10 protein-coding genes are annotated in these 11525 nt (G+C 67.4%); 7 read left to right on the top strand and 3 right to left on the bottom strand.

Features of this window, described 5'->3' with window-relative positions; translation table 11 throughout:
* Window positions 1–27: 27 nt before the first annotated feature.
* Window positions 28–1803, bottom strand: a complete 1776-nt coding sequence (locus AC3B6A_RS06035) for a ShlB/FhaC/HecB family hemolysin secretion/activation protein (protein ID WP_488401386.1) — start codon at window positions 1801–1803, stop codon at window positions 28–30.
* A gap of 71 nt (window positions 1804–1874) precedes the next feature.
* Here AC3B6A_RS06035 and AC3B6A_RS06030 point away from each other — a divergent pair, with 71 nt between their 5' ends.
* Window positions 1875–2036, top strand: a complete 162-nt coding sequence (locus AC3B6A_RS06030; protein WP_488401385.1) for a hypothetical protein — start codon at window positions 1875–1877, stop codon at window positions 2034–2036.
* A gap of 14 nt (window positions 2037–2050) precedes the next feature.
* Here the strand turns inward: AC3B6A_RS06030 and AC3B6A_RS06025 are convergent, their stop codons facing one another.
* Window positions 2051–2833, bottom strand: a complete 783-nt coding sequence (locus tag AC3B6A_RS06025) for a response regulator (RefSeq protein ID WP_488401384.1) — start codon at window positions 2831–2833, stop codon at window positions 2051–2053.
* Between the two features lie 363 nt (window positions 2834–3196).
* Window positions 3197–3898 (bottom strand): DNA-binding transcriptional regulator CsiR, encoded by a 702-nt coding sequence (gene csiR, locus AC3B6A_RS06020; RefSeq protein ID WP_488401383.1) that lies wholly within the window; start codon window positions 3896–3898, stop codon window positions 3197–3199.
* 194 nt (window positions 3899–4092) lie between these two features.
* On the opposite strand from csiR, the gene glaH reads away from it, so the two are divergent.
* From glaH to AC3B6A_RS05990, 6 genes are all read left to right on the top strand, one after another.
* Window positions 4093–5070: a glutarate dioxygenase GlaH gene (gene glaH / locus AC3B6A_RS06015; RefSeq protein WP_488401382.1), complete on the top strand. Its 978-nt coding sequence runs from the start codon at window positions 4093–4095 to the stop codon at window positions 5068–5070.
* Window positions 5071–5190: 120 nt separating this feature from the next.
* Window positions 5191–6444 carry an L-2-hydroxyglutarate dehydrogenase gene (gene lhgD, locus AC3B6A_RS06010; protein WP_488401381.1) on the top strand — a complete coding sequence of 418 codons (1254 nt, stop codon included), beginning with the start codon at window positions 5191–5193 and terminating at the stop codon, window positions 6442–6444.
* Between the two features lie 31 nt (window positions 6445–6475).
* A complete protein-coding gene (gene gabD, locus AC3B6A_RS06005) occupies window positions 6476–7924 on the top strand; it encodes an NADP-dependent succinate-semialdehyde dehydrogenase (RefSeq protein WP_488401380.1) in 1449 nt (482 codons plus the stop codon).
* 38 nt (window positions 7925–7962) lie between these two features.
* On the top strand, window positions 7963–9237 hold the full coding sequence (gabT, locus tag AC3B6A_RS06000; RefSeq protein ID WP_488401379.1) for a 4-aminobutyrate--2-oxoglutarate transaminase: 1275 nt from the start codon (window positions 7963–7965) through the stop codon (window positions 9235–9237).
* Window positions 9238–9354: 117 nt separating this feature from the next.
* Entirely contained in the window at window positions 9355–10743 is a 1389-nt protein-coding gene (gene gabP, locus AC3B6A_RS05995; protein WP_488401378.1) for a GABA permease, read from the top strand.
* A 325-nt stretch (window positions 10744–11068) separates the two neighbouring features.
* Entirely contained in the window at window positions 11069–11509 is a 441-nt protein-coding gene (locus tag AC3B6A_RS05990) for a GNAT family N-acetyltransferase (protein WP_488401377.1), read from the top strand.
* Window positions 11510–11525: the final 16 nt, after the last annotated feature.

The raw sequence follows: 11525 nt of genomic DNA, 5'->3' as shown, positions 1-11525 counted from the left end.
CTGTCTCTTCGATACCAGTGGCGTTGCTTAGAAGGCCATCGAGGCCTGGACCCAGCCGCGCCAGTCGCTGGAGCGGCCGTCGGCGTCCTGGCCCGACGGGCTGCGCCCGGGGTTGTCGCCCAGGGTGCGCGCCACGGCGGTGTGCAGGCTCCAGCGGCCCAGCCAGAGGTTGGCGCCCAGGCCGAGCGCGTTGAGGTCGTAGCGGTTGCGTTGGGTGGCGGTGACCACCGAGCCCGGCCAGGTCTGCTCGTGCAGCCAGATCCGCCCGGTGTCGAAGAAGCCCAGGCCCTCCAGCTTGGCGTCGGCCAGCGCCAGGGGAATGTTGCGGCGCAGCTCCAGGGTGCCCAGCCAGCCCTCGTCGCCGGCCGCCTCGCCGACCGGGTAGGCGCGCACGCCGGCCGGGCCGCCGAGGAGGAATTTCTCCGCCGAGTCGAGGTTCTGGTCCGACCATTGCGCCGACATCCCCGCGTACAGCGTCCAGTCGCTGGCCAGGCCCAGGCTCTGCAGGCGCGACAGGCGCAGGTCGAGCTTCTCGAAACGGCCATCGCTCTTCGCGCTGCGGCTGTCGACGAACTCGTCGTCGGGGTTGCCGGACAGGTCCAGCTTGCCCAGGGTGAGCGCCACCCCGGCATCGCTGACGCCGCCGCCGGCGAAGTCGTCGAAGCGGTTGCCGTTCAGGGCGAAGGTGAAGTTGTCCAGGCTGCGGTCGCGCAGGTTGCTGCCCAGGGCGCGGTCCTTGAGGTTCTTGCGCTCGTAGGTGCCGGAGACGTTGAGGTTCACCAGGCGCGAGCGGATCAGCGGATAGCTCAGGCCGACCGAGCCGGTGCTGGCGGTGCCGCGCAGGTCGAGCGCGCGGTACTGCTCCTGGTCGACGTCGTAGCGCAGGTAGGAGGTGGCCAGTTGCAGGCGCAGGCCGGAGTCGTTCAGCGGCAGGCTGTAGGCGGCGCCGAAGATGTCGCTGCCGCTGGTCTTGCTCGCGCCCAGGGTCATCTGGTCGCCGATCGCCAGCGGGTCGTCGAGGTTGAGCTGGGCGTTGGCGCGGGCGGTGCCGGTGCTGCGGTTGCCGTAGTTGTCGGCGGACAGCGCGCCGCTGAACAGCGGCCCCTGCCTGGCGTCGATCAGCAGGCGGCTGGTGCCCGGCGCCTTGCCGCGCTCGAGGCCGGCATGGGCGCTGATGCCCGGCTGGTCGTTGATCAACAGCAGCGCGCGCTCCAGGTCCCGGGCCTGCAGCACCTTGCCTTCGGGCAGCGCCGCGCCGGCCATGTCGGCCAGGCGCCGCGGGCTGGTGCGGGTATTGCCGCCGACCTGGATGCGCGACTCGCCCGACTCCAGGCGGCCCTTGATGATGGCGATCTCCAGGTTGCCGTCGGTCAGGTCCTGGCGCGGCAGGTAGGCCCTGGCCAGCACGTAGCCGCGGCCGCGCAGGTAGCGCGTGAGGTTTTCCACCAGCTGCTGCAGGCCGGCGTGGTCGAGCGTCTTGCCGATCATCGGCTGGACCAGCTGCTGCAGGTTCTCGGCGGCGGCCAGGTCGGTGTCGCCGCTGAAGCGGATCGCGTTCAGGCGCACGCGCAGGCCGCTCTCGCCGGGACGGCTGCTTTCGCCGGGCAGATCGAGCGCCGCCGGCGGCTGGGTGGATTGCGGCCGGGACGGCTGGGTCCGCTGCTGTTCGTTGAGCAACTGGCCAGCATTCGGCAGGCTCGCCGCCTGCGCGGGAGAAACAACCAGGGCCCCCGACAGCGCGATGGCCAGTGGGAGCGAGGCGCGGCAAAAACGGTCCGCTGCCGCGGGCAGGAAATACGTCAAGGGGCTGACTCCAGAGCTGTCAAAGAGGCACCCGGCCGGCGGGTTTATCCGGCGGATATTTGGCTCATGGAGTGTTCACCCATCCGAAGCGACGGGTTTTTGCCGGAAAGGACAGGAATTTTGCCGGACAGGAAAGGAGGAAGGAATTTTTCCGCAAACAGGTTGTCGCCGAGCGAATTGACGGCAATCAGGCGCAAAAAAGCTGGAAAAACGCAGCATCGGGCCGGCCCTGAGGCCGGCGCCTGGGTCAGCTCTCTTCGGCGCTGACGGCCGAAGCCCGCCGGCGGAATTCGCTGGGCGTCACGCCCTGCTGCTCGCGAAAAGCGGTGGTGAAGTTGCAGGCGTTGCCGAAGCCCACCAGGTCGGCGATGTCCTGCACGCTCATGCGGCTGCCCGCCAGCAGGTCCTGCGCCTTGCGCAGGCGCATCTGGCGCACGTGGGCGAACACCGTGCAGCCCAGGTGCTGGCGGAAGATCGCCGACAGGCGCTTCTCATGGGTGCCGACGCTGCGGGCGATCCCCGCCAGGGCCGGCAGGTCCGCCAGGTTCTCGTCGATGTAGCGCAGCGATGCGCGCAGCAGGATCTCGTCGTCCGACACCGGGCTCGCGTCGTCGTCGGACGGCGCGGCGCGCCAGGTGAGCTGCAGGTGCAGGCGGATGCGGGCGATCAGCTCCTGCGGCTCGAACGGCTTGAGCACATAGTCGACGCCGCCCAGGCTGAAGCCTTCCAGGCGCTCGTCGAGGTCGCCGGCGGACGTCAGGAAGATGACCGGAATGTCGCGGGTCGCCGACGACTCGCGCAGCAGGCGGCAGAAGGAAAAGCCGCTCATCTTCGGCATGCGCACGTCGAGCACGATCAGGTCGGGCGGCAGCACCAGGACCTGCTGGTAGGCCTGCACGGGGTCGGTCGCCAGGGCGACCCGCCACGGCTGGGCGCTGAGCTGCTGCATCAGGGGACGCAACTGCTCGGGGGAATCGTCGATCAGGAGAATGTGCGGTTTGCTGCCGAAACTCTGCGTGAATCCAGACATGGTTGCCTAGCGTCCTCGTGACACAGACAGGGACCGATGGTGGGAACCCAGCCCCTGCGGACGGAGCGCCGGCGGTGTGGAGCGACCCGCGCGCGTCGTCAGGGCAAAGGCACCGATAGCCTCGCTGTACAGCACGTCCATTGCGTCGAGGGACGTCGACGCGTCAGTTGCATTCTTGCCGGCGCAGGCAAACCACTTTGCGAACGGGCTCTCGCTTTTCCAGTCGCGCCGGTATGCCGTCCATTTGCCATTGCATATTTGGCAAGCTCCTCCCGCCCCTCGTCAACCGGGGCGAGGCAACGCCGCTTCGCTGGAGAGAAGACGCTGCGCAAGGGATGCCGCCCGGCCGGGCGGCGCCGGAGATCAGCGCGGCCCTTCGCCGAGGCCGCCGGACTGCATGATCTGCGCGATGATCGGCACCGGCGTCATCAGGTGGCTGCGCATCATCTCGCTGGCCTTCGCCGCGTCGCGGGCGAGGATCGCCTCGACCAGCGCGGCGTGTTCCTGGCGCTTGAGCTCCAGGGCTTCTTCGGAAAATACGGTCTGCGTCAGCCACAGGTGGCGGTAGCGCTCGGCCTGGTCGAACAGGTAGGTGCGCGCCTGCAGCAGGTGCTTGGAGCCGCAGCCGGCGGCGATGGCGGTGTGGAAGGCCTTGTGGCGCTCGTCCCAGACGTCCAGGCGCTGCTCGCGGGTCTTCACCTCGACCACCTTGGCCAGGGTGTGCGAATGCGCCAGCACCTGCGCCTCCCAGGCGTCGTCGCCGCGCTGGATGGCCAGGCCGACGATCATCGCCTCGAGGTTGGCGCGGGCGTCGTAGATGTCCTTCATCTCTTCCAGCGACATGGGCGCCACGCGGTAGCCCTTCTGGCTGATGGCGACCACCAGGTGCTCCGCCACCAGTTGCGAGAGCGCCTCGCGCAGCGGGCCGACACCCAGGTCGTAGCGCTCCTTCAGGGTGCTCATCAGCAGCTTTTCGCCCGGCTTGAAGACGCCGCGGATGAGGTCCTTCTTGAGCCACTCATACCCGCTGAAGGCGGAGTTCTGACGGGGGGCGAGTGCTTCCAAATCCAGCTCCAGTCGGTTTTCAGGCGCTGATCATACCCAAATGTCGTATGGACGAAAAACAATAGACAAGGCGAAGATTTATCGCCGGATTCAAAAAATGTAGACATTTTCTGTTTATGGCGATACTTTTCTCCTGCCCGCCTGATCCAGGTCATTGCCGGACGGCGCCAACCCATCATTGCCAGGACACCGCCATGAACGCCTTCACCTCCATCCAGGACCTCGCCATGCCCCTGCCGCTGGAGACCCGCGGCTACTCGGTAGCGCCGTCGGCGCTGTCGCCGCGCCTGCTCGAGCTGACCTTCGCCCGCGAAACCGTGGAGGCCTTCCTCGCGGCCGTCGCGCAATGGCCGGTACAGGCACTGGAGTACAAGTCGTTCCTGCGCTTCCGCGTCGCCGAAATCCTCGACGAGCTGTGCGAAGGCACCCTGCGCCCGGTGCTGCTGAACACCATCCTGGGCCGCGACACCGGCGCCATGCTGATCAAGCCCGTGGGTCTGGATGACGTGAGCCAGGCCGAGGACATGGTGAAGTTCACCACCGCCTGCGCCCACCTGATCGGCCGTTCCAACTACGACGCCATGAGCGGCCAGTACTACGCCCGCTTCGTGGTGGTGAACACCGACAACTCCGACAGCTACCTGCGCCAGCCGCACCGCGTCATGGAGCTGCACAACGACGGCACCTTCGTCAACGAGATCACCGATTACGTGCTGATGCTCAAGATCGACGAGAAGAACATGGAAGGCGGCAACTCCCTGCTGCTGCACCTGGACGACTGGGAGCAGTGCGACGAGTACTTCCGCAATCCGCTGGCCCGCCGCGAGATGCGCTGGACCGCACCGCCGAGCAAGCGCGTCAGCGACGACGTGTTCCACCCGGTATTCGACACCGACGCCGAAGGCCGCCCGACCATGCGCTACATCGACCAGTTCGTGCAGCCGGCCAACTATGAGGAAGGCGTCTGGCTGAACGCCATGTCCGAGTCCCTGGAAAACGCCCCGCAGAAGCTTTCCGTACCGGTGTCGATGGGCAGTTTCCTGCTGATCAACAACCTGTTCTGGCTGCACGGCCGCGACCGCTTCACCCCGCACGAGGGCCTGCGCCGCGAACTGATGCGCCAGCGTGGCTACATCTCCTACCAGAAGCCGCTGTACCAGCGCGGCCAGTAATTTCCACAGCGTCACCCTTCCCGCAGGAGCGAGCTTGCTCGCGAAGGTCCGCGCACGGCCTTCGCGGCGGCTCGCTTCTGCGGGTCTTTTTCAGCTGAGCCAGTGCGCGAGGTAATGGCTGTGTACGATTTCATCATCATCGGCGGCGGCATCGTCGGCATGTCCACCGCGATGCAGCTCACCCAGGTCTACCCGGGTGCGAAGATCCTTCTGCTGGAGAAGGAATCCGGCCCGGCCCGTCACCAGACCGGGCACAACAGCGGCGTGATCCACGCCGGCGTCTACTACACCCCCGGCAGCCTCAAGGCGAAGTTCTGCCTGGCCGGCAACCAGGCCACCAAGGCGTTCTGCAACAAGCACGGCATCCGTTTCGATGAGTGCGGCAAGCTGCTGGTGGCGACCAACGAACTGGAAATGGAGCGCATGAAGGCGCTCTGGGAGCGCACCGCGGCCAACGGCCTGGAGCGCTACTGGCTGTCCGCCGGCGAACTGCGCGAGCGCGAGCCGAACATCGTCGGCATGGGCGGCATCTTCGTGCCCTCCAGCGGCATCGTCAGCTACGCCGAAGTCACCGCCGCCATGGGCCGCGAGTTCCAGGCCGCCGGCGGCGAGATCCGCTACAACGCCGAAGTGACGGGCCTCGACGAGCGCGCCGAGGCAGTGGTGGTGCGCACCCGCGACAACGAGTTCCTCGGCCGCTACCTGGTCAGCTGCTCGGGCCTGATGGCCGACCGCGTCGTGCGCATGCTGGGCCTGCAGCCGCAGTTCATCATCTGCCCGTTCCGCGGCGAGTACTACCTGCTGCCCAAGCAGCACAACCAGATCGTCAACCACCTGATCTACCCGATCCCCGATCCGTCCATGCCGTTCCTCGGCGTGCACCTGACCCGGATGATCGACGGCACCGTCACCGTCGGCCCCAACGCGGTGCTGGCGATGAAGCGCGAGGGCTACCGCAAGCGCGACATCAGCCTCGGCGACATGTTCGAGACCCTGACCACGCCGGGCATCCTCAAGGTGCTGGCGAAGAACCTGCGTCCGGGCCTGATCGAGATGAAGAACTCGCTGTTCAAGGGCGGCTACCTGAAGGAAGTGCAGAAGTACTGCCCGAGCATCGTCAAGGCCGACCTCACCAGCTACCCGGCCGGTGTCCGCGCCCAGGCCGTGTCGCTCGACGGCAAGCTGATCGACGACTTCCTCTTCGTCAACACCCGCCGCAGCGTCAACGTCTGCAACGCCCCGTCGCCGGCGGCCACCTCGGCCATCCCGATCGGCGCACACATCGTCGACAAGGTCCGCGAACAGGTCACCGCACTCGGCGGCGACTTCATCAAGGCCGTCACCCCGGACAACAACCTGCGGGCAGCCGGCTGAGCCGTCCGTCACCGATAACGAGGAAGATTGCGTGCAACTCAAAGACTCCAGCCTGTTCCGCCAGCAGGCCTACATCGACGGTGCCTGGGTCGACGCCGACAACGGCCAGACCATCCAGGTGAACAACCCGGCCAGCAACGAAATCATCGGCAGCGTGCCGAAGATGGGCGCCGCCGAGACCCGTCGCGCCATCGAAGCCGCCGACCGCGCCCTGCCGGCCTGGCGTGCGCTGACCGCCAAGGAGCGCGCCAACAAGCTGCGCCGCTGGTTCGAGCTGATGATGCAGAACCAGGACGACCTGGCCCGCCTGATGACCCTCGAACAGGGCAAGCCGCTGACCGAAGCCAAGGGCGAAATCGCCTACGCCGCCTCGTTCCTCGAGTGGTTCGGCGAGGAAGCCAAGCGCGTCTATGGCGACATGATTCCCGGCCACCAGGCGGACAAGCGCCTGATGGTCATCAAGCAGCCGATCGGTGTCACCGCGGCCATCACCCCGTGGAACTTCCCCTCGGCGATGATCACCCGCAAGGCCGGCCCGGCCCTGGCCGCCGGCTGCACCATGGTGCTCAAGCCCGCTTCGCAGACCCCCTACTCCGCCCTGGCCCTGGCTGAACTGGCCGAGCGCGCCGGCATTCCGAAGGGTGTGTTCAGCGTGGTCACCGGCAGCGCCGGCGAAGTCGGCGGCGAGCTGACCGGCAACCCGATCGTGCGCAAGCTGACCTTCACCGGCTCGACCGAAATCGGCCGCCAGCTGATGGCCGAATGCGCCAAGGACATCAAGAAAGTGTCCCTGGAACTGGGCGGCAACGCGCCGTTCATCGTCTTCGACGACGCCGACCTGGACGCCGCCGTCGACGGCGCGCTGGTCTCCAAGTACCGCAACAACGGCCAGACCTGCGTCTGCGCCAACCGCCTGTACGTGCAGGACGGCGTGTACGACGCCTTCGTCGAGAAGCTCAAGGCCGCCGTGGCCAGGCTGAACATCGGCAATGGCCTGGAACAGGGCATCACCACCGGCCCGCTGATCGACGCCAAGGCCGTGGCCAAGGTCGAGGAGCACATCGCCGACGCCGTGGCCAAGGGCGCGAAAGTCGTCGCCGGCGGCAAGCCGCATGCCCTGGGCGGCACCTTCTTCGAACCGACCATCCTGGTCGACGTGCCGAAGAACGCCCTGGTGTCCAAGGACGAGACCTTCGGCCCGCTGGCGCCGGTGTTCCGCTTCAAGGACGAGGCCGAGGTGATCGCCATGTCCAACGACACCGAATACGGCCTGGCCGCCTACTTCTATGCCCGCGACCTGGCCCGCGTGTTCCGCGTCGGCGAGGCGCTGGAGTACGGCATCGTCGGCATCAACACCGGGATCATCTCCAACGAAGTCGCCCCCTTCGGCGGCATCAAGGCCTCGGGCCTGGGCCGCGAAGGCTCCAAGTACGGCATCGAGGACTACCTGGAAATCAAATACCTGTGCATCGGCGTGTAACCACGGCGGTCATTCATCAAGCCTCAACAGGAGCGAACATGAACACCAACCAGAGCCTGCAACAGCGCCGCATGGCCGCCATCCCGCGCGGCGTCGGGCAGATCCACCAGATCTATGCCGAGCGCGCCGAGAACGCCACCGTATGGGACGTCGAAGGCCGCGAGTACCTGGACTTCGCCGGCGGCATCGCCGTGCTCAACACCGGCCACCTGCATCCCAAGGTGATGGCCGCCGTGCAGGAGCAGATGGCCAAGCTGACCCACACCTGCTTCCACGTGTTCGGCTACGAGTCCTACGTGGCCCTGGCCGAGAAGATCAACGGCCTGGTCCCGGGCGCCTTCGAGAAGAAGACCCTGCTGGTCACCACCGGCGCCGAAGCCGTCGAGAACGCCATCAAGATCGCCCGCGCCGCCACCGGCCGCACCGGTGTGATCGCCTTCACCGGCGCCTACCACGGCCGCACCCACTACACCCTGAGCCTGACCGGCAAGGTCGTCCCGTACGCCGCCGGCATGGGCCTGATGCCGGGCGGCATCTTCCGCGCCGAGTACCCCAACGCGCTGCACGGCGTGTCGGTGGACGCGGCCATGGCCAGCATCGAGCGCATCTTCAAGAACGACGCGCAGCCGCGCGACATCGCCGCGATCATCCTCGAGCCGGTACAGGGCGAAGGTGGCTTCAACCCGGCGCCGAAGGACTTCATGAAGCGCCTGCGCGCCCTGTGCGACGAGCACGGCATCGTCCTGATCGCCGACGAAGTGCAGACCGGCGCCGGCCGTACCGGCACCTTCTTCGCCATGGAGCAGATGGGCGTCGCCGCCGACCTGACCACCTTCGCCAAGTCCATCGCCGGCGGCTTCCCGCTGGCCGGTGTGGCCGGCAAGGCCGAGCTGATGGACGCGGTGGCCCCGGGCGGCCTGGGCGGCACCTACGCCGGCAACCCGATCTCCTGCGCCGCCGCCCTGGCGGTGATCGAGGCGTTCGAGCAGGAAAACCTGCTGCAGCGCGCCATCGCCGTGGGTGAAATGCTCTCCGCCGGCCTCAAGCGGATCGGCGAGAAGCACGCCTGCATCGGCGACGTGCGCGCCCTGGGCGCCATGGTCGCGGTGGAACTGTTCGAGGCCGATGGCAAGACCCCGGCTTCCGAGCTGACCGCCAAGCTGGTCGCCAAGGCCCGCGACAAGGGCCTGGTCCTGCTGTCCTGCGGCACCTACTACAACGTGCTGCGCATCCTGGTGCCGCTGACCGTCAGCGACGCCGATCTGCAGCGTGGCCTTGCCATCATCGCCGAGTGCTTCGACGAACTGGCCTGACGGGCCCGCAACTCCGCCTGGTGCAAGACACAAGAACAAATCCCTCCCTGCCCGTGAGCGATCACGGGTGGGCGAGGGCGTTTCCGCTGCAAGGACGCTGCTTTACAAGGTGAAACCATGCAACAGCTCAACAAGAACAACCTGAGCCATGGGTTGAAATCGCGGCATGTAACCATGCTGTCCATTGCCGGCGTGATCGGCGCCGGCCTGTTCGTCGGCTCCGGCCGCGCCATCGCCGAGGCGGGCCCGGCGGCCATCCTCGCCTACATGCTGGCCGGCGCCCTGGTGGTGATCGTCATGCGCATGCTGGCCGAGATGGCCGTGGCATCGCCGGACACCGGCTCCTTCTCCACCTACGCCGACCAGGCCATCGGCAAGTGGGCCGGCTACACCATCGGCTGGCTGTACTGGTGGTTCTGGGTGCTGGTGATCCCGATCGAGGCGAACATCGCCGCCACCATCATCAACACCTGGGTGCCGCAACTGGACATCTGGGTGCTGTCGCTGGCGATCACCCTGCTGCTCACCGCGACCAACCTGTTCAGCGTGAAGAACTATGGCGAGTTCGAGTTCTGGCTGGCGCTGGTCAAGGTGGTGGCGATCACCTGCTTCATCATCCTCGGCGCCTGCGCCATCCTCGGCCTGCTGCCCAACACCGGGGTGAGCGGCGTGTCGCGCCTGTGGGACAACGGCGGCTTCATGCCCAACGGCTTCGGCGCGGTGCTCAGCGCCATGCTGATCACCATGTTCTCGTTCCTCGGCGCGGAAGTGGTGACCATCGCCGCGGCCGAATCCGACGCGGCCGGCAAGCAGATCTCCCGGGCCACCAACTCGGTGATCTGGCGGATCAGCCTGTTCTACATCCTGTCGATCTTCATCGTCGTCGCCCTGGTGCCCTGGACCGACTCGCGCCTGGCCGCCGACGGCTCCTACGTGACCGTGCTGGAAGTGCTCGGCGTGCCGCACGCCAAGGCGCTGATCGACGTGGTGGTGCTGACCTCGGTGACCAGCTGCCTGAACTCCTCGCTGTACACCGCCTCGCGCATGCTCTACTCGCTGAGCAGCCGCGGCGATGCCCCGGCCGCCGCGCGCATCACCAGCCGCGCCGGCACGCCGGTGGTGGCGGTGCTGCTGTCCACCGCCGCGGCCTTCGCCACGGTGATCGCCAACTACCTGGTCCCGGCCCAGGTGTTCGGCTTCCTGATGGCCAGCTCCGGCGCCATCGCGCTGCTGGTGTACCTGGTGATCGCCGTCTCCCAGCTGCGCATGCGCAAGCGCATGGTCGCCGAGGGCAAGGCCATCGAGTACCGCATGTGGCTGTTCCCGTGGCTGACCTGGGCCGTGATCCTGTTCATCAGCGCCGTGCTGGTGCTGATGCTGCTGCGTCCGGACCACCGCGTGGAAGTGGCCGCCACCGCGCTGCTCAGCGTGCTGATCGTCTGCTCCGGCCTGCTGGTGACCCGTCGCCGCGCGCGCAACGAGCAGCTGGCGGGAAGCCTGGGCTGAGTGGTCGCGGGCATCCGCGTGCCGGGGCGCGAGCCCTGGTCCCCGCCTGCTGCGCCCCGGCGCACGGGTGCCCGCCCTGCTCTTCCCACACGCGTGGCCTGGCGCCGCGCCAATCTGACGGGGTGCCCTTGGGCGCCCCGTTTCCGTTGCCGCCAGTGCAATACCCCGAAGGTTCGATCGCCCGACATGCCGGCTGCGGAACATCATTGGACGCATGTCTGGCCGGTTGAAAGAAAGCTGGAGAATCGCTCCCCCGCGACAGGCCACCGGCTCCGGCGGCGTGAAAGGGGCCCCAAGGATTTTCGTACAAGACCCAGGAGAGGTTATGTCCTTCACAATCAGAACAGTGGGTGAAAACGAGACGGCCAGGGCTGCGGCCGCCTTGTGCGAGTTGTGGCCGAAATACTCCCGGGAACAGGTCGTCGCCCAGGTCGACGGGCTGCTCCGTCCCAACGGCTACCACCTGCTCGGCCTGTGGCCCGAGGGCTCGCCCGATGCGGTCTGCGCCCTGGGCTACCGGATTCAGTATTCGCTCTGGCTGGGCAAGTCGCTCTACGTCGTCGACATCGCGACGCTGCCCGAATGGCGCGGCAAGGGCTTCGCCTCGGAGCTGATGGAGTGGGTCGAGGCCGAGGCCAGGCGCCTGGGCTGCGCGGCCGTGCACCTCGACTCCGGGGTCGGCCCGGACCGCGCCGCGGCGCACCGGATGTACATGCAGCGCCGCTACCAGATCGCCTGCCACCACTTCGTCAAGCGCCTGGGCTGAGTGCGCGGGCGGCCGG

This window comes from Pseudomonas sp. B12(2026), assembly GCF_057767015.1.
Note: the sequence above shows the minus strand (reverse complement) of the source record. Positions and strands in the feature narration are given on the sequence as shown.